Below are 18353 nucleotides of genomic sequence, written 5' to 3' on the forward strand. Positions count from 1 at the left end.
TGAACAGGGCGTCGGACCTGCGGTTACTTCCGAGTCCGGAGACGGGTGGTCTAGGGTTCCCGGAACGACGGCCTCTGTATGTGATGCATAAGACATCTGTCCTGCTCCTCTATCCGGAAGCACTACCGGTGGGTAACGTCCGGGCAGTCCAGTCGTGCTCACCCCACTGAGCACCTGCCAATCGTGGACCGCTTCCGGTGCGTCACACAGAGCCGTGGCACCGGAGCCCGATGAGGAGCAGCAGTCTTGCGCGAGTTCAGCCTTCCGGCCCTGTACGAGGTCCCCACGGACGGCAACCTGACCGATCTCATCCGCCGCAACGCCGCTCAGCATCCCGCCACCGCGGTGATGAGCCGCAAGGTGGCCGGTGCGTGGACGGATGTCACCGCGACCCAGTTCCTGGCCGAGGTCAGATCCGCCGCCAAGGGCCTCGTCGCGGCCGGAGTGCAGCCGGGCGACCGGGTCGCCCTGATGTCGCGCACCCGCTTCGAGTGGGTCCTCCTCGACTTCGCCATCTGGACCGCGGGCGCGGTGACCGTACCGGTGTACGAGACCAGCTCGCCCGAGCAGATCCAGTGGATCCTCGGTGACTCCGGCGCGGTCGCGGTGATCGTGGAGAGCGACGCGCACGCCGCCTCGGTCGCCTCGGTCCGGGCGCGGCTGCCGGAGCTCAAGCAGGTCTGGCAGATCGACCGCGGCGCGGTGGAGGAGCTGAACGCCGCCGGCGCGGAGGTCTCCGAGGAGACCGTGGACGCGACGACGACCACCGCGAAGGCCGACGACCCGGCCACCATCGTCTACACCTCCGGGACCACCGGCCGCCCCAAGGGCTGTGTGCTCACCCACCGCAGCTTCTTCGCGGAGTGCGGCAACGTCGTGGAGCGGCTGAAGCCCCTCTTCCGTACCGGCGAGTGCTCGGTGCTGCTCTTCCTGCCCGCCGCGCACGTCTTCGGCCGGCTGGTGGAGGTGGCGGCCGTGATGGCGCCGATCAAGCTCGGCTGCGTACCGGACATCAAGAACCTCACGGACGAGCTGGCCGCGTTCCGGCCGACGCTGATCCTCGGGGTGCCGCGCGTCTTCGAGAAGGTCTACAACGCGGCCCGCGCCAAGGCGCAGGGCGACGGCAAGGGCCGGATCTTCGACCGCGCCGCCTCGACGGCCATCGCCTACAGCCAGGCGCTGAGCACCCCGAAGGGCGCCTCCCTCGGCCTGCGGCTGAAGCACAGGCTCTTCGACAAGCTCGTCTACGGCAAACTCCGCGCGGTCCTCGGCGGGCGCGGCGAGTACGCGATCTCCGGCGGCGCCCCGCTCGGCGAGCGCCTCGGCCACTTCTACCGGGGCATCGGCTTCACCGTCCTGGAGGGCTACGGCCTCACCGAGAGCTGCGCGGCCACCGCCTTCAACCCGTGGGACCGGCCGAAGATCGGTACGGTCGGCCAGCCGCTGCCCGGCTCCGTGGTGCGGATCGCCGACGACGGCGAGGTGCTGCTCCACGGCGAGCACCTGTTCGCGGGGTACTGGGGGAACGAGGCGGCGACCGCCGAGGCGCTGGCGGACGGCTGGTTCCACACCGGTGACATCGGCACGCTGGACGAGGACGGCTACCTCGCGATCACCGGCCGCAAGAAGGAGATCATCGTGACGGCGGGCGGCAAGAACGTCGCCCCCGCCGTGATCGAGGACCGTATCCGCGCCCACGCCCTGGTGGCCGAGTGCATGGTGGTGGGCGACGGGCGGCCGTTCGTCGGCGCGCTGCTCACCCTGGACGAGGAGTTCCTCGGCCGCTGGGCCGAGGAGCACGGCAGGCCCGCCGGCTCGACGGCCCGCTCGCTGCGCGAGGACGCCGAGCTGCTGGCGGAGATCCAGCGGGCGGTGGACGACGGGAACGCGGCGGTCTCCAAGGCGGAGTCGGTGCGCAAGTTCCGTGTCCTGGAAGCCCAGTTCACCGAGGAGGCGGGGCACATCACGCCCTCGCTGAAGCTGAAGCGGAACGTCGTCGCGAAGGACTTCGCCCACGAGATCGAGTCGATCTACGGCGGCTGATCCGGACGGTACGACGAAGCGGGGCCCGCACACGCGTGCGGGCCCCGCTTCGTCGTAGCGCGGAGGCTCGTCGTGGACCGGAAGTCAGAGCAGCGTGCGGAGCTTCTCGGCGAGCAGGTCCCAGCGCCACTTCTCCTCGACCCACTCCCGCCCCCGCTCCCCCATGCGGCGGCGCAGCTCCGCGTCGCCGAGCAGGGTGACGATCCGGTCGGCCGTGTCCTCGGCGTCGCCGCCGCGCACCACCCAGCCGGTCTCGCCGTCCAGGACCGCGTCGGGCGCCCCGCCGGAGTCGCCGGCCACCACCGGCAGCCCGGTCGCCGAGGCTTCCAGGTAGACGATGCCGAGGCCCTCCACGTCGAGGCCGCCGCGCCGGGTCCGGCAGGGCATGGCGAAGACGTCGCCGGCGCCGTAGTGCGCGGGGAGCTCCGCCCAGGGCACCGGGCCGGTGAAGCGGACGGAGCGGCTCACCCCGGTCTCGGCCGCGAGCTTCTCCAGGTCCTTGGCGTACGGGCCGCCGCCGACGATCAGGAGCACGGTGTCGGGGTGGCGGGCCAGGATCGCGGGCATGGCGAGGATCAGCGTGTCCTGGCCCTTGCGCGGCACCAGCCGGGAGACGCAGACGACGACGGGCCGGTCGGTGAGCCCCAGCCGGGCCCTGACCCGGTCGCCGCCGGACGCCGGGTGGAAGGTCTTCTCGTCGACGCCGGGCGGGAGTTGCACCATGCGTCCGGCCGCCTCGGGGGTGAGCGCGGCGGCGATCCGGGACCGGGTGTACTCACCGAGGTACGTGATCGTGTCGGTGCCCTCCCCGATGCGGCGCAGCAGTTGCCGGGAGGCGGGGAGCTGGGCCCAGCCGGCCTCGTGTCCGTGGGTGGTGGCGACGAGCCGGCGGGCCCCGGCCCGGCGCAGCGCGGGGGCCATCAGGCCGAGCGGGGCGGCGGCGCCGAACCAGACGGAGGTGCAGCCGTGTTCCCGCAGCAGCCCCGCCGCGCGCCGGGTGACCCGGGGGGTGGGCAGCAGCATCGTCGTGCGGTCGCGGACGACGGTGAAGGGCTGGTCGGCGTCGAAGTCGGCGGTGGCCCGTACCCCCTCCTCGCTCCGCTTCCAGGTGGAGGCGTAGACGACGAGCTGTCCGGGGTCCAGCCGCAGCGCCATGTTGTGCAGGAAGGCCTGGATGCCACCGGGGCGGGGCGGGAAGTCGTTGGTCACGATCAAGGTCTTGTCCATCGCCGCCGACAGTAACGGACCCGCCCCGCGCGGCAGACCTCCCCGTGTCATGTCAGGCCCGGCGACCCGCCGGCGTCCTGTCGTGGACCGGCCCCCGGCCACCGGCCGCGCCTCGGTCCCGCGCGCAGCGGGGCCCGGCATCATGGCTGACCGGACGTACGGCACGAGGAGCGGAAGAGCCATGACGGGACGGGCCGGCACCTGCGGGGTCCTCGCGGTCTGGACGCTGACCAGGGCGGCGCTGCTGCTCTGTGTGCTGAAGGCGGTGACGGTCCCGGGTCCCGACGTCACCGTGGACGTCTCGGTGATCTACCACGGCTGGTACGAGGTGCTGCGCACCGGCGCCTTCCCCTCGGGGGACGTGACCTGGCAGTACCCTCCGGCGGCGGCGCTGCCGGTCCTGGCCCCCGCGCTGCTGCCGTTCCTGGCGTATCCGACGGCGTTCTACGTGCTCGTGCTGGTCTGCGACGCGCTGGTGCTGGGGCTGCTGCTGCGGGCGGGCTCCCGGCCCGGTGCGCGGCGCACGGGCGCCTGGGTCTGGGTGGCGGGCGTACCGCTGCTGGGCCCGACCGTCTACGCCCGGTACGACCTGATGGTGACGGCCCTCGCGGTGGCGGGGCTGCTGGCCGGGGTGCGCCGGCCGGGGGTGCTGGGGGCGGTCGCGGCGTTCGGGGCGCTGCTGAAGGTGTGGCCGGTGCTGGTGCTGGTGGGGACGGCCCCCGGGCGGGCGACCCGCCGCGCGTGGTCGGCGGCGGTGGTGGTGGCCGGGGTGCTGGCGGCGGGGTTCTGGCTGGTGATGCCGGGGGCGTTCGCGTTCCTCGGGTACCAGCGGGACCGGGGCACCGAGATCGAGTCGCTGGGCGGGGTGGCGCTCCATCTGGCGCGGTGGTCGGGCTGGCCGGGGTGGATCGAGCTGCACTACGGCTCGATGGAGTTCCTCGGCCCCCGGGTGGAGCTGGTGTCGGGGCTGGCGCTGGGGCTGAGCGCGGCGGCGTTCGGCTGGCTGCTGGTGTGGCGGCTGCGGGCGCGTACCTTCGCGGCGCACACGGCGGCGGACGCGGCGTTCACGGCGGTGCTGCTGTTCACGACGACGAGCCGGGTGATCAGCCCGCAGTACCTGGTGTGGCTGGTCGGTCTGGCGGCGGTCTGCCTGGTCTTCCGGGGCAGCCGGTCGGGCCTGCCCGCGTGCCTGGTCCTGGTGGCCTGCCCGGTGACCTTCCTGGAGTTCCCGCTGGGCTTCGGGCACGTGGTGGCGAGCGACGGCACGGGCGTGGCGCTGCTCCTCGTACGGAACGGCCTGCTGGTCGCGGCGACGGTGGTCGCGGCGGCGGGGCTGTGGCGCGGGACGCGGCCGGTGGCCGCCCCGGACGTCTCTCCGGCTAGTACGGGCACGGAGGCGGCAACCGCCGCGTACTCCGGGCCCGGTACGGCGGGGGCCGAAGCGGTGGCGCCGGTGGCTCAGCCGAGCCGCTCGGTGAGGTAGTTCCGCCAGCGGGTGGTGAACTCCCGCTCGCCGATGCCGAGGACCTTCTCCATCGCGGTCTCCACCGCCCCCTCGCGCCCGTCGTGCGCCCCCACCGCCCGGTACAGGTCGGTGAGCGCGTCCTCGCCCCACTCCTCGGCGACGAGCTCACAGGCGAGCCAGCCGCCCTCGTACGCCCGCGCCAGCGCGTCCGGGTCCCGGTCGAAGGCGAAGTCGTCGTCGGCGGGGAGCGCGGCGGGCAGGTCGCGGGCGCGGACGGCGGTGGCGAGTTCGGGCGCGATCTCGTCTGCCGTGCGGTCCTCCTGCCGGTACGCGGCCCAGTCGGCGAACCCCTCGGAGAGCCAGAGCGGGGTGGCGGCGGTCGTGGAGGTCCGGGTCGCCACGTGCGTGGTCTCGTGGGTGAGGACGACCCGGCGGCCGAAGGTACCGAGGCCGGCGTACGCCTCCGGGTTGACGACGACCCGGTCGGCGAGGCCCGGCCGCCCGTTCCCGCTGGAGACCGCGCCGGTGGTGACGGCCGCTATCCCCCGGTAGCTCCCGGCCGGCGAGCCGAGGAGCTCCGCCATGGCCCCCGTGGAGGCGGGCACGAGGTAGACCACCCGCGCCGCCCAGGAGTCCGGCCAGGCGGCGGAGGCCGCCGGGACCGCGTGGTCGGCGGTCTCCGCGATCTCGCGCAGTTCCTTCGCCGGGCGGCCGACGCCGAGGACGAGGCTGTGGGTGCCGTGCACCGCGATGACCGGGCCCTGGTCCCAGAGCGGCACGGCCGCGTCTTTCGCGGGCCGGTCGGCCGTGAGGTGCCAGGACCCGCCGGAGCCGTCCCGGGCGAGCTCCAGGGTGCGGCGGGCGGTCGCGGGGGCGGTGTCGAAGCCCGCGACGCGGTAGTCCAGCTCGACGTCGGCGGTGACCCGGTCGGCGCCCCGGTCGGTCAGCGATTTCACCGTGTACGTCCATGACCGCAGCGGTACCTGCGCCAGGTCGGCCAGTGAGGTGCGCTGGGCGGTGCGCAGCGCGGCGGCGTCCGGGTCGACCACGGCCAGGTACGCGGCGGTGTCGTGGTGCAGCACGGCGGCGGCCCGCCGGTCGAGGAGCGTGGTGATCTCCCCGGCGGTGGCGGAGTCCGCCGAGCGGTCGGGGGCGGCGCACCCCCCGGCGGCCAGCACCCCGGCGAGGAGCAGCGCGACGAGCGGGGCGCCCGCCGCACGCCGGGCGCGGGCCCGGGTGCGGGGGCGGTTCCGCCGCGCGTCGGTCCGGGGTGCCGCCGGGGCGTGTGGTGAAAGTCCCGCCTGTCCGTCGGCGTCCGGCACGCACGCTCGCCACGTTGTCGGGGTCGCCCCGATACATCCGGTGTCGGGGCGGCCCTCCGCCGTGCGATCGCACGCACCGGACGCCGCCCGACCCGCCCTCCGGGCGGACGGCGCCACTTTCACGACACGCCCTGGTTCTGCCATTCAGCCGATCGTACGGTCAGACCCGGGTGACCGAGGAGACGGGCATCATGCCGACGGGGTCGTAGCGGACCGCGGCGCCGGGGTACGGGGCGTGGATGACCTGGCCGTTCCCGGCGTACATGGCGATGTGGCTGGCGTCCGCCCGGTAGGCGACGAGGTCGCCGGGGAGCGCCTGGGAGAGCGGCACCATGTGGCCCGCGTACCGCTGGGCCTGGGAGGTGCGCGGCAGGCTGACGCCCGCGCGGGCGTAGGCCCACTGCATGAGCCCGGAGCAGTCGAAGCCGCTGGGGCCGTTGGCTCCCCAGACGTACGGGCGGCCGAGCGCCTGCTGGGCGGCGGCCAGGGCGGCGAGGGCCCTCGCCGAGCCGGGGAGGCCGGCGGCGGCCTCCCGGAGGGCGGACAGGTCTCCGGTGCCGCCGGGGTCCGAGGGACGGCCGGAGCGGGACGCGCGGGCGTCGTCGTAGGCGGCGCGCTGCCCGGGCGGAAGGGCGGCCAGCAGCCGGCGGGCCTCGGCGAGCTTGGACTCGACGGTGCGCTTGTGGCGGGCCACGGTGGCGCGGCTGCGCTCGAGGTCCCGCAGGTCGTCCGCGGCCTCGGCGCGGATCTGGTCGAGCTTCTGGCGGGTGCGGCGGAGCTTGTCGAGCGCGAGCGCCTGGCGGGCGCCGAGCCGGTCGAGGGTGGCGGCCCGGTCGAGGAAGGTGTCCGGGTCCGAGGAGAAGAGCAGGGCCAGGGCGGGATCGAGGGCCCCCTCGCGGTACTGCGCCCCGGCGATGGCGCCGAGGCCCCCGCGCATCTGGTTGAGGGCGGCCCGGGTGCGGGCGGCGGCCTCCTGGGCCCTGGCGACCTCGTCGCGGAGCCGGCCGGTCTCCTCGCCGGCCCGGTTGAACCCTTCGGTGGCCCGCTCCGCCTCGCGGTACAGCTGGTCGACGCGGGCCCGGGTGGCGTCGCGGTCGTGCGGGGCCGCCGCGCTCGCCGGGGCCCCGGTGAGGCCGGCGGCGGCGCTCGCCGCGGCCGCCGTGAGGACCGTGGCGCGCACGCCCCGGTTGAGGCCGGACTGGGTGGGACGGCGATGGGACACCACGGGAGCCGCACTCCTTCCGCTGCGCGCGTACGCACGCGGCCCCCTGCCACCCGGGACGGGTGGGACGACGGACGGGAGCCGCACAGCAGACAGACAGTAATCGTCCGGTTACACGACGGCCAAGGACCGGCCGGGGGGCGCGAGGGGCGAAACGGCTCCGCCCCGGCGGTGACCTGGGTCTCCGTCGGGGCGGGGCGTCGTGCGGGGGCGAACCGATTCGCCCGTTCGGGCGTCGGACACCGGGCGTCGGGTACCGAGAGCCGGCTACAAGGCGTCAGGTATCGGGCGTCAGATGCGGACGCCGACCTGGAAGCTGCCGATGGTGTTCATCGACTCGTAGCGGACGTACGCGCCGGGGTGCGGGGCGTGCAGCACCGTGTTGTCGCCCGCGTAGAGGGCCACGTGCTCGGTGTTGTTGAAGAACACCAGATCGCCCGGCTTCAGCTGGCTGCGGCCGATCCGGGTGCCCTGGTTGATCTGGGTGTACGTGGTGCGGGTGATCGCGACACCTGCCTGCGCGTAGGCCCACTGCGTGAGGCCCGAGCAGTCGAACGAGCTGGGGCCCGTGCCGCCGGAGACGTACGGCTTGCCGATCTGCGTCGCGGCGTTGGCGAGGGCGGCGGCGCCGAGGGCGGAGGCGGGGGCTTCGTTGCCCAGGTCGACGCGGGTACCCGCGGACCGGCTGGCGCGCGCGTCCTCGTCGGCCATCTTCTGGCGCTCGGCGGCGGTGAGGGTGTTCAGCAGCGTCTGCGCGTCGGACAGTTTCTTCTGGAACTTCTTCTTGTTCGCACCGAGGGCGTCGCGGACCTCGGAGAGCTCGGAGAGCTTCGCCTGGGCCTCCTTGCGCTCCTGGGCGAGGGTGCGCTGCTTGGCCTGGATCTTCTCCAGCGACTCGGCCTGCTTGGCCGTGAGGCTGTCCAGGGCCGAGGCCTGGTCGAGGAAGGTGTCCGGGTCCGAGGAGAAGAAGAGCTGCACGGAGGGGTCGATGCCGCCGGAGCGGTACTGCGCGGTGGCGAGCGAACCGAGTTCGCCGCGGAGGCTGTTGAGGTCGGCCTGCTCGCGGGCGACCTTGTCCTGGAGGGCGTCGACCTCCTTCTTCAGCTTCTCCTGCTGCTCCTTGGCCCCGTTGTACTTCTCGGTGGCGGCCTCGGCCTCGCTGTAGAGCTTGTCGACCTTCGCCTTGACCTCGGTCTTGGTCGGCTTGGGGTCGGCGTGCGCGGCCTGGGCGGAGAGGGCCACGGCGGCTGCTGCGGTCGCGGTGAGCACGGTCACACGGGTGCGGCTCGGCTGCTTGGGTCGACGGTGGGACGCCACGAAGGCGAGCTCCTTCTTCCTCAGAGCCGCCTACCAGGACGGAGGGCAGAACACCCGGTACGACCCGGCTCCGCGCACATCACGGACTCGGCGGTTCCTTCGCCGCCACCCCGAATGAGTGATCAACCGTGCGAAGGTTCGAGCCCTGACCCTAGTGACCTAGTTGTGATCAGTTCAAATCCTCCCTGGAAAAGATTCGTCACACCCGGCACTTCCGTGCCGCCGACGCACGGCGCGTAGCCAGAAATTGACGATACGTTTCCCCGAAAGCGGCACGGCGCTCGTACTGCAACGTATCGCCCTAAACGCGCGAAAGCCGCTTCAGGAGCAAGGCGGACGCGACGGGCCGGGCACCGGCCTTGGCCACCCCGTCCGCCACCTCCCGGTCGGTGGAGACCACCACGACGGGCCGCCCCGGCGGTTCGGCACGGGCGAGTTGGCGGATCAGCTCGTCGGCGGTCACCCCCGCCTTGCTGAAGAGCACCCGCACCCCGCGCGGCGGCGCGAGCAGCACCGGCACGGCCAGCTCCGCCCCGTCGAACACACAGGTCATCTCGGCGCCCGTCTGCGCGGCGAGCATCGACAGCCCGCCCAGCAGCCTCAACCGCTGCTTCTCCAACGGCATCTGGGGATAGCCGGTCTTCGTGACGTTGTAGCCGTCGATGATCAGGTGCGCCTGCGGCAGCGCCAGCAGCTGGTCGAGGAGTGCCGGATCGGTCTCCGAAAGCGCCCTCGCGGCAATGTCCTTGGGCGACATCCGGCCCGGCTCGACCGCTTCCACCCCGTCCGCGGGACGGGAGGTCGACGGCGGCAGCGCGAGCTCGCGGCGCAGCCCCGCGGCGGCGTCGAGCACGGTGTCCAGCAGCAGCCGCAGCCGCATGTCCTCGACCGAGCGGCCCTCTCGGGCGGCCCTGCGGCTCGTCTCCACGGCCGTCTCGGCCTCCGCCAGGCGGGTCTTGAGCCGGCGGGTCTCGCTCTCCGCCTGGGAGACCTGCGCCGCCGCCTCGGCGCGTACCGCGTCCGCCTCGGCGGCGGCCCGGCGCAGCGCGGCCTCGCTGCGCTTGACCTCGCTGAGGGCGCTGCGCAGCTTGCGGTGGAGCGACTCGGACTCCTTGCGGGCGGCGTCCAGTTCGGCGCGGAGCCGCTCGGTGTCGGCCTTGGTCTGGCCGCGCGCGTGCGCCAGTTCCTCGCGCAGGCGTTCCGTCTCGCGCCGGCTCTCGTCGTCGGCGCGCTCCGCGGTGGCCCGCTGGACCTCCTCGCCGGCGGCCTGCACCAGCTTGACCCAGCCGACCGGGCGCAGCACGTACGCGGCGGCGGCGACGTCCACCGGATCGGCGGCGGCGGGCGGCGCACCGGCCTCCAGGGCGCGGGCCAGCTCCGGCTGGGCCGCCGCGATCCGTTCGCCGATGCGCCCGCGGAAGCGCGCGTCGCCCTCCAGCGCGGCGGCCATGGCGTTCCCGGCGAACTTCGCGCGCCGGGTCGGGGTGAAGCGGGCGTACTGCCGCAGCTGCGCGGGCAGTTCGCCGACCGTCAGACCCCCGAAGGCGTCCGAGACCAGCGCGACGACCCGCCGCCGCACTCCCTCGGGCAGCGGGCGGTCGAGCGCCTCGACGGCGCCGTCGGCCCCATCGGCCGGATCAGCGCCGTTGGTCGGCTGCTCCACCATCCGTCACCCCATCATGTCCGTGGTGCGACTCCGTCAGGAGTCGGCACCTGGCCTGTCCACCAGTTCGATCTGGTCCACCGCGCTGCACCATCGGCAGCGCACCGATTCGATCGTCTCACTGACGACCTCCCGCTCCTCGACACTGGCGTCACCGGCCAGGTCGAGGTGGACGTACTCCACCACCTTCGACGACCGCGTCACGTCGAAACGCGTGAGGTTCCCGCAGAGCGTGCAGCGCCAGCGGGTCGCGTCGGTCGGCTGGGGAACCGTCGTCATCGTGCCGTCCTCTTTCGTCGTCGGGCCTCGTGCCGTCCCGGACGAGGCCCGTCCTGTCCTGCCTCAAGGATCTCGCGGTGCGCCGTCGAACTGCGGGTGTCCTGGGGCAACCCTACGGCCTCGCGCCCGGCCGACGGCACGGCGAGGCGGCCCGTTCCGTTCCGTCCCGGTACGTCATGCTCCGTACATGATCGAACAGCGTGACGCGGGCCCGCTGGGCGCGGTACGGAGACTCCGCCTCCCGGCGGCGGCGGGCGGAGCCCCCGTCACGTACGGCCTCATGGCCGTGTGCTGCCTGGTCTTCCTCGCCGGCCCGGTCTCCGGGTTCGGCCCCTCCTACGGCACCGCCGACGCGGCCCTCGCCGCCCAGGCGGGCTACTTCGAGCGCTGGGGGGTGATCCCCGCCGACCTGTGGGACGGCTCCGCGCACGCGTGGCTCACCCCGTTCACCGCGCTCTTCGTGCACGGCGGCTGGCTCCACCTGCTGGGCAACATGCTCTTCCTGCACGTGTTCGGCGCCATGGCCGAGGAGCGGATGGGCCACCTCGGCTTCGCCCTCTTCTACACGGGCTGCGGCTATCTGACCCTGGTGGTCTACGCGGCGGCGTACGCGGACTCCGCACAGACGCTGGTCGGCGCCTCGGGGGCGATCTCGGCGGTGCTCGGGGCGTTCCTCCGCCTCTTCCCCCGGGCGCGGGTCACCAGCATCTTCCCGTTCCTCCTCTTCCTGCCGCTCCGCTTCCCCGCCTGGATCGTGCTCCTCTTCTGGTTCGCCCTCCAGTGGCTTGCGGCCCGCAGTGCGGGGAGCGGTCCGGGCGTGGCCTATCTGGCCCACGTGGCAGGGTTCGCCGCCGGATTCGTCCTGGCCAGGGGGGTCCACCGGCGTGGGGCTAGAGTGAAGACACCAGCCACGGCCACCGAGGGAGAAAGCCAGCCGTGATCACCGCGATCGTGCTCATCAAAACCAGCGTCGACCGGATTCCGGAGATCGCCGAGTCCATCGCGGCGCTGGACAGCGTCAGCGAGGTCTTCTCGGTCACCGGTACGTACGACCTGATCGCCATGGTCAGGGTGGCCCGCCACGACGACCTGGCCGAGGTCATCCCCGGCCGGATCAGCAAGATCCCCGGCGTGGAGGCCACCGACACGCACGTGGCCTTCCGTACGTACTCCCAGCACGACCTGGAAGCCGCCTTCGCCATCGGCCTCGACGCGTAACCACCGCTCGCGACGCGGTCCCCGGCAGCACTTCGGCCGGGTACGGGCAACCGCCCGTACCCGGCCGAAGTGCTGTCCGGCCGCCGCCGTCAGAGCTGCGCGGCGCCCCGGTCCGGAACGCAACGGCCGCCCTCGGTGCGGTACTTCCACTGCGCGCCCTCGCTCACCAGCTCGCTGACGGCGCGGACGAAGCGGTCCACGTGCTCGTCCGGCGTACCGGCGCCGAAGCTGACGCGGATGGCGTTCAGGGAGCGCTCGCCCGGCTCGGCCTCCGGCGCGCCGCACTCGCCCGGGTCCTGCGGGTCGCTGCCGAGCAGGGTGCGGACCAGCGGGTGGGCGCAGAACAGGCCGTCGCGGACGCCGATGCCGTACTCGGCGGAGAGCGCGGCGGCGAAGTGGGAGCTGTTCCAGCCCTCCACCACGAAGGAGATGACGCCGACGCGCGGGGCGTCGTCGCCGAAGAGCGAGAGCACCTTGACCTGAGGCACCTCGGCGAGGCCCGCGCGGACCCGGGCGACCAGCCGCTGCTCGCGGGCGACCAGCTTGTCGAAGCCGGCCTCGGTGAGGGCCTTGCAGGCGGAGGCGATGGAGTAGACGCCGATGACGTTGGGCGAACCGGCCTCGTGGCGGGCGGCGGTGGTGTGCCACTCCACGTCCACGCCGCCGTCGGTGCGCCGGGCGACCTTCTTCGAGGCGCCGCCGCCGGCCAGGTAGGGCTCGGAGTCCTGGAGCCAGTCGGCGCGGCCGGCGAGGACGCCGGAGCCGAAGGGGGCGTAGAGCTTGTGGCCGGAGAAGGCGACCCAGTCGACGTCGAGTTCGGCGATGTCCACCGGGTGGTGCGGGGCGAGCTGGGCGGCGTCCAGCACGATGCGGGCGCCGTGCGCGTGGGCGGCGGCGGCCAGTTCCTTGACCGGCCACAGCTCGCCGGTGACGTTGGAGGCACCGGTGACGCAGACGAGGGCCGGACCGTAGGGGTCGCGGTCGGCGAGCGCGCGCTCCAGGGACTCGACGGCCTGCTGCGGGGTGCGCGGCGCGTTGAGGTAGGTGACCTTGGCGTCGCGCCAGGGCAGCAGCGAGGCGTGGTGCTCGGTCTCGTACACGAACACCTCGCAGTCGGCCGGGATCACGGCCGCCAGCAGGTTGAGGGAGTCGGTGGTCGAGCGGGTGAAGATCACCTGGTCGCCGGGCCGGCAGCCGAGGAACTCCGCGACGGTGGCGCGGCTGTTCTCGAAGAGGTCGGTGGAGAGCTGCGAGAGGTAGCCGGCGCCGCGGTGCACGCTGCCGTAGTACGGCGCGTAGGCGGCGACGTCGTCCCAGACCCGCTGGAGCGCCGGGGCGCTGGCCGCGTAGTCGAGGGCCGCGTAGGTGACTTCGCCCCCGGTGACGAGCGGGACGGTGACGTCCTTGCCGAGGACCGGCAGCGGGGCACAGTCCGCGTCGGCGGAGGCAGCGGCGGCGGACTCGGAGGCGTTGAGGGCAGCAGAGGACACGGACATGACGAACTCCCGTAATACGCAGGCGAATTCACCGCGCCGGCGGGTACGCGGCAGCGCGGTGCAAAAGGTGAAAGGGGTGCGGAGAAGGGCGTTGCGCCCTATCGCATTCGCGTGCTCACAAGAGGCTCCCTAGGGACCAGGACCCCGGGGGCTGGCATTCGAGATGCCGAGGGGCCCGCGCTTGCCGCAGACCTCGCTGCCTACGGCCTGGTCTTCACCCGGGGCACCCCGCCACGGACGGAGGGTTGCCGGACAGCGGGCCGGGGCCGTAGTCGCTGTCACTCATGACCTGCCAGCATCTTGCCATACGCGTCCACGAACGCAAGGGCGCAGTCCGCGATACGGACTGCGCCCCTTCGTGCACGTACGGACCGAAACGCCCGGGCGTCACGGAACCGCTCGGGCGTCACAGAAGTGCTCAGGCGTTGCTGGCCGCCACCCAGCGCTCCAGCGCGCGGTGCGCGGCCCCGGAGTCGATGGACTCGGCGGCGGCGGCGATCTTGGCGCCGATCTGCTCGGTGAGCGTGCCCTCCCCCGGGTCCAGCGCCACCAGCGCCGCCGCGGAGTTCAGCAGCACCGCCTCGCGCACGGCCCCCTTCTCGCCGTCCAGCACCCGGCGGGCGACGTCCGCGTTGTACGAGGGGTCGGCGCCGCGCAGCGCCTCGACCGGTACCAGCTCCAAGCCCACGTGGCGCGGATCGAAGGCCTCCTCGCGCACTTCGCCGTCCCGGACCACCCAGACCCGGGAGGTCGCGGTGGTGGTCAGCTCGTCGAGACCGTCGTCGCCGCGGAAGACGAGCGCGGAGTTGCCGCGCTCGGCGAGGACGCCGGCCACGATGGGCGCCATCCTGAGGTCGGCGACCCCGACGGCCTGGGCGCGGACGTGGGCCGGGTTGGTGAGCGGGCCGAGGATGTTGAAGGTGGTCTGGGTGCCCAGCTCCTTGCGGGCCTTGGCCGCGTACCGCAGGGCCGGGTGGAACTTCACCGCGAAGCAGAAGGTGATGCCCGCCTCGGCGGCCACCTCGGCGACCCGCTGCGGGGTCAGCTCCAGGTTGACGCCGAGCTTCTCCAGGACGTCGGAGGCGCCGCTGGCCGAGGAGGCGGACCGGTTGCCGTGCTTGACGACCTTGGCTCCCGTACCGGCGATCACGATCGCGGACATCGTGGAGATGTTGACCGTCTTCGCGAGGTCGCCGCCGGTGCCGACGATGTCGACCGAGGGCCCGGGCACCTCGATGGTGCGGGCGTGCGCGTACATCGCGCGGACCAGGCCGCTCACCTCGGCGACCGTCTCGCCCTTGGCGCGCAGCGCGATGGCGAAGCCCGCGATCTGCGCGTCGGTGGCGTCCCCGCTCATGATCCGGTCCATGGCCCAGGCGGTGTCGTCCGCGCCGAGGTCCTGGCCGCGCAGCAGGGGCGTCAGTACGCCGGACCAGGAACGGTCCGCCGCGCTGTCGCCGCCGTTCGGGGTCACAACGTTCATGGTCCGCTCCAAGAATTCCACAGCCGGAAAGGGGGGTGTCCGTCCACCCTATCGGGGCCCGGGAACGGCGAAGAGCCCCGTCCGGCGAATGGACGGGGCTCCTCGCTGTGGCGATCAGTTCAGGCGATCAGTGGTGACCGTGGCCGCTGGTGATCTCCTTGTACTCCTCGACGGTGGGCTTGGCGATCTGGTTGTGCTCGCCGTAGTAGCCCTTGCTGAGCTTGGCGCGCAGCTTCGTGAGGGCCGAGACCTTGCGCTCGACACCGTTCTCGTCGACCGTGGGGCCGATCTCGAGCGGCGTGTACTGGTCGTGCGCGGTGAGGGTGTGCAGCTGGCCCGGGCTGAGCGGCTCGTGGACCTCCACGAACTCACCGTGCGGCAGGCGCTTGATGAGCCCGGACTCGCGGCCGTGCAGCACCTTCTCCTTGTCGCGGCGCTGGAGGCCGAGGCAGATCCGCTTGGTCGCGATGAACACGAGCACCGGGACCACGAAGAATCCGACCCGCACGAACCACGTGATGGCGTTGATCGACAGGTGGAAGTGCGTGGCCCACAGGTCGTTGCCGCCACCGACGAGCAGGACGAAGTACCAGCTGATCCAGGCGACACCGAACGCGGTGCGCGTCGGCGCGTTGCGCGGCCGGTCCAGGATGTGGTGCTCGCGCTTGTCGCCGGTGACCCAGGACTCGATGAACGGGTACACCGCGATCGCGGCCAGCACCAGCGGGAAGATGACCAGCGGGATGAAGACGCCCAGGACGAGCGTGTGACCCCAGAGGTTGATCTCCCAGCCGGGCATGACACGGATCAGGCCTTCGGAGAAGCCCATGTACCAGTCGGGCTGCGCACCGGTGGACACCTGGTCCGGCCGGTACGGGCCGATGGCCCAGATCGGGTTGATCGAGGCGACCGCGGCGACGACCGAGATGACACCGAAGACCAGGAAGAAGAACCCTCCGGCCTTGGCCATGTAGACCGGCAGCAGCGGCATGCCCACGACGTTCTTGTTCGTACGGCCGGGGCCCGCGAACTGCGTGTGCTTGTGGTAGAAGACCAGGATCAGGTGGCCGACCAGCAGGCCCATCATGATGCCCGGGAGCAGCAGGATGTGGATCGAGTAGAACCGGGCCACGAAGTCGCCGCCGGGGAAGTTCCCGCCGAACAGGAAGTACGCGAGGTACGTGCCGACGATCGGCACGGACAGGATCGCGCCCTGCATGAAGCGGACACCCGTACCGGAGAGCAGGTCGTCCGGGAGCGAGTAACCGGTGAAGCCGGTGAACATGCCCAGGACGAACAACAGGAACCCGAAGAGCCAGTTGATCTCACGCGGCTTGCGGAACGCGCCCGTGAAGAACACGCGCATCATGTGCACGAACATGCCGGCCAGGAAGATCAGTGCGGCCCAGTGGTGGATCTGCCGCACGAGCAGACCACCGCGGACGTCGAAGCTGATGTTCAGCGTCGACGAGTAGGCCTCGGACATCCGGATGCCCTGCATGGGCTCGTACGGGCCGTTGTACACGACCTCGTTCATGCTCGGGTGGAAGAACAGCGTCAGGTACACACCCGTGAGGATGATGATGATGAAGCTGTAGAGGCAGACCTCGCCCAGCATGAAGGACCAGTGGTCCGGGAAGATCTTGCGCATGTTGGCCTTGGCCAGGCCGTAGATGCCCAGCCGGCCGTCCGCCCAGTCGGCGACCCGCTCACCTGCGGGTGCCTTGCGCGTGGTTTCCGTCGTAGTACTCATCCGCGCTCCCAGAAGGCAGGACCGACGGGCTCTTCGAAGTCACCGAGAGCTTCGAGGTCGCCCTCGCTGCTCACGCCGATCCGCAGCTGCGGAAGCGCGTGCCCGGCCGGACCGAAGATGACGCGGGCGCCGTCGGAGAGGTCGAAGGTGGACTGGTGGCACGGGCAGAGCACGTGGTGCGTCTGCTGCTCGTACAGGCTGATCGGGCAGCCGACGTGGGTGCAGATCTTGGAGAAGGCGACGATGCCCTCGTGCGCCCACTCGCGCTCGCGCTTGTCCTTGATGTCGTCCGGCTCGATGCGGATGATCATCAGGGCGGCCTTGGCGATCTGCGACTGGAAGTCCTCGGCGTCCTCCTCCAGGCCCTCGGGCATGGCGAAGGTCAGCGAGCCGACCACGATGTCCTCGGGTCGCAGAGGCTCCATCGTGTTCATGTTGATGAGCTTCTTGCCGTTGGCCCACAGGGTCGAGCGGAGCTTCTTCTCCGGCAGCGGACCCAGGTCGCGCAGCAGCATCACGCCGGAGAGCGGCACCAGGGCCAGCGCGCCGAACATCGTGGTGCGGATCAGCTTGCGCCGGCCGATCACGGACTCCTCGGCACCGGCCTTGAAGTCGGCGAGGACCTGCGCCTTGACCTCGGGCGTGGCCTCGATCGCGTGACGCTCGGCGGGGACCTCGACGTCGGACATCAGGGTGCGCGCCCAGTGGACGGCACCCGCACCGATGGCGAAGAGCGCCACGCCCAGGGTGAGACCCAGGGAGAAGTTCAGCGCGCTCACATGGCCGAACGGCCAGATGTAGACGATCTTGTCGACCGGGAAGATGACGTAGGAGGCGATGAACGCCACCGTCGCCAGCATGGACAGGATGAACAGGTACGCGACGACTCGCTCGGAGCGGTTCGCGGCACGTTCGTCGATGTCCTGGATGCGCGGCTTGTGGGCCGGCAGCCCCGGGTCGGCGAACGGGTCGCCCGTACCCACTACCGCGCCGTGCGCGGCGTCCTGCTCGGTGAGCAGGCTCTTCTCTGGATTCTCTTCTTGGCTACTCATGACTTCTTGGCCTTAGCGGTGTGGGCCGCGACCCAGACGGCGACGGCGATCAGGAGGCCCAGACCGAAGATCCATGCGAACAGGCCTTCGCTGACCGGACCGAGGCCACCGAGCGACAGGCCGCCCGGGCTCTCGCTGTTGTCACCGTTCACGGTCTTGATGTACGCGATGATGTCCTGCTTCTGCTGCTCGGGCATCGTCGTGTCGGGGAAGGAGGGCATGTTCTGCGGGCCGGTCTGCATGGCCTCGTAGATGTGCTTGGGGCTCGTGCCTTCCAGGCTCGGGGCGTACTTGCCGTCGGTCAGCGCGCCGCCCGCACCCGTGAAGTTGTGACACTGGGCGCAGTTGGTGCGGAACAGGTCACCGCCCTTGGCGATGTCCGCGCCGTCGGGGCTGACCTGCTTCGCGGTCGGCGTGATCGGACCGGCGCCGAGCGACGAGATGTACGCCGCGAGCTGGTCGATCTCGCCCTGCGAGTAGATGACCTTCTTCGCCGGGATCTGGGCACCCGGCTGCTGCGCGGGCATGCGGCCGGTGCCGACCTGGAAGTCGACGGCTGCGGAGCCGACGCCGACCAGCGAAGGCCCGTCGGAGGTGCCCTGACCACTGGTTCCGTGGCAGCTGGCGCAGCCGACGGTGTAGATCTTCTTGCCCTCCTCAATGGGGAGGGACTGGACGGATTCGTCTGCCTGCGCCTTGCCCGCAGGCGCAAACGCGGCGTACAGCCCCCCGGTAGCCGCCAGCGCGAGGAGTAGTACGACGACGGCCGCCAGTGGATGGCGTCGTCGTGCGGAGAGCTTTTTCACGGATTAC

General features: G+C 72.0%; 15 protein-coding genes and 1 riboswitch. Of the genes, 4 read left to right on the forward strand and 11 right to left on the reverse strand.

Annotation, left to right across the window (positions count from 1 at the left end):
• The first annotated feature begins 246 nt into the window (after positions 1–246).
• Positions 247–2043 carry an AMP-dependent synthetase/ligase gene (locus OG599_RS08215; protein ID WP_327175294.1) on the forward strand — a complete coding sequence of 599 codons (1797 nt, stop codon included), beginning with the start codon at positions 247–249 and terminating at the stop codon, positions 2041–2043.
• 84 nt (positions 2044–2127) lie between these two features.
• Here OG599_RS08215 and OG599_RS08220 read toward each other — a convergent pair whose 3' ends face one another.
• Positions 2128–3270, reverse strand: coding sequence for a glycosyltransferase family 4 protein (locus OG599_RS08220; protein ID WP_327175295.1), 1143 nt, complete (start codon positions 3268–3270; stop codon positions 2128–2130).
• A gap of 181 nt (positions 3271–3451) precedes the next feature.
• Between OG599_RS08220 and OG599_RS08225 the strand changes: the two genes are divergently transcribed.
• On the forward strand, positions 3452–4753 hold the full coding sequence (locus tag OG599_RS08225; protein WP_327175296.1) for a glycosyltransferase 87 family protein: 1302 nt from the start codon (positions 3452–3454) through the stop codon (positions 4751–4753).
• Here the strand turns inward: OG599_RS08225 and OG599_RS08230 are convergent.
• The 5 genes from OG599_RS08230 to OG599_RS08250 all read right to left on the reverse strand — a co-directional run bounded on the left by OG599_RS08230 (position 4729) and on the right by OG599_RS08250 (position 10538).
• On the reverse strand, positions 4729–6057 hold the full coding sequence (locus tag OG599_RS08230) for a hypothetical protein (protein ID WP_442809393.1): 1329 nt from the start codon (positions 6055–6057) through the stop codon (positions 4729–4731). The genes OG599_RS08225 and OG599_RS08230 overlap by 25 nt on opposite strands.
• Before the next feature lie 160 nt (positions 6058–6217).
• Entirely contained in the window at positions 6218–7282 is a 1065-nt protein-coding gene (locus OG599_RS08235; protein ID WP_327175297.1) for a C40 family peptidase, read from the reverse strand.
• A 288-nt stretch (positions 7283–7570) separates the two neighbouring features.
• Positions 7571–8596, reverse strand: a complete 1026-nt coding sequence (locus tag OG599_RS08240) for a C40 family peptidase (RefSeq protein ID WP_327175298.1) — start codon at positions 8594–8596, stop codon at positions 7571–7573.
• 301 nt (positions 8597–8897) lie between these two features.
• The gene (locus OG599_RS08245; RefSeq protein ID WP_327179965.1) at positions 8898–10259 is read right to left on the reverse strand and encodes an NYN domain-containing protein; all 1362 of its coding nucleotides are present in this window, start codon (positions 10257–10259) and stop codon (positions 8898–8900) included.
• 36 nt (positions 10260–10295) lie between these two features.
• Complete coding sequence (locus OG599_RS08250; RefSeq protein WP_327175299.1) at positions 10296–10538, reverse strand: hypothetical protein; 243 nt, start codon at positions 10536–10538, stop codon at positions 10296–10298.
• Between the two features lie 187 nt (positions 10539–10725).
• Here OG599_RS08250 and OG599_RS08255 point away from each other — a divergent pair, with 187 nt between their 5' ends.
• Together OG599_RS08255 and OG599_RS08260 are read left to right on the forward strand one after the other, a co-directional pair.
• Entirely contained in the window at positions 10726–11478 is a 753-nt protein-coding gene (locus OG599_RS08255; protein WP_327175300.1) for a rhomboid family intramembrane serine protease, read from the forward strand.
• Entirely contained in the window at positions 11475–11756 is a 282-nt protein-coding gene (locus OG599_RS08260; protein ID WP_173262987.1) for an Lrp/AsnC family transcriptional regulator, read from the forward strand. The genes OG599_RS08255 and OG599_RS08260 overlap by 4 nt, the downstream gene beginning before the upstream one ends.
• 89 nt (positions 11757–11845) lie before the next feature.
• Here the strand turns inward: OG599_RS08260 and OG599_RS08265 are convergent, their stop codons facing one another.
• From OG599_RS08265 to qcrC, 5 genes are all read right to left on the reverse strand, one after another.
• A complete protein-coding gene (locus OG599_RS08265) occupies positions 11846–13252 on the reverse strand; it encodes an aminotransferase class V-fold PLP-dependent enzyme (protein WP_327175301.1) in 1407 nt (468 codons plus the stop codon).
• A gap of 172 nt (positions 13253–13424) precedes the next feature.
• Positions 13425–13542, reverse strand: a riboswitch (SAM riboswitch).
• Positions 13543–13670: 128 nt separating this feature from the next.
• Positions 13671–14735 carry an anthranilate phosphoribosyltransferase gene (gene trpD / locus OG599_RS08270; protein WP_327175302.1) on the reverse strand — a complete coding sequence of 355 codons (1065 nt, stop codon included), beginning with the start codon at positions 14733–14735 and terminating at the stop codon, positions 13671–13673.
• Between the two features lie 127 nt (positions 14736–14862).
• On the reverse strand, positions 14863–16488 hold the full coding sequence (qcrB, locus tag OG599_RS08275; RefSeq protein WP_327175303.1) for a cytochrome bc1 complex cytochrome b subunit: 1626 nt from the start codon (positions 16486–16488) through the stop codon (positions 14863–14865).
• Positions 16485–17540, reverse strand: a complete 1056-nt coding sequence (gene qcrA / locus OG599_RS08280; RefSeq protein WP_327175304.1) for a cytochrome bc1 complex Rieske iron-sulfur subunit — start codon at positions 17538–17540, stop codon at positions 16485–16487. The genes qcrB and qcrA overlap by 4 nt, the downstream gene beginning before the upstream one ends.
• A complete protein-coding gene (gene qcrC, locus OG599_RS08285; RefSeq protein ID WP_327175305.1) occupies positions 17537–18346 on the reverse strand; it encodes a cytochrome bc1 complex diheme cytochrome c subunit in 810 nt (269 codons plus the stop codon). Before qcrC ends, qcrA begins: the two co-directional genes overlap by 4 nt.
• Between the last annotated feature and the right edge of the window lie 7 nt (positions 18347–18353).

This window comes from Streptomyces sp. NBC_01335 (assembly GCF_035953295.1).
Lineage (GTDB): Bacteria > Actinomycetota > Actinomycetes > Streptomycetales > Streptomycetaceae > Streptomyces.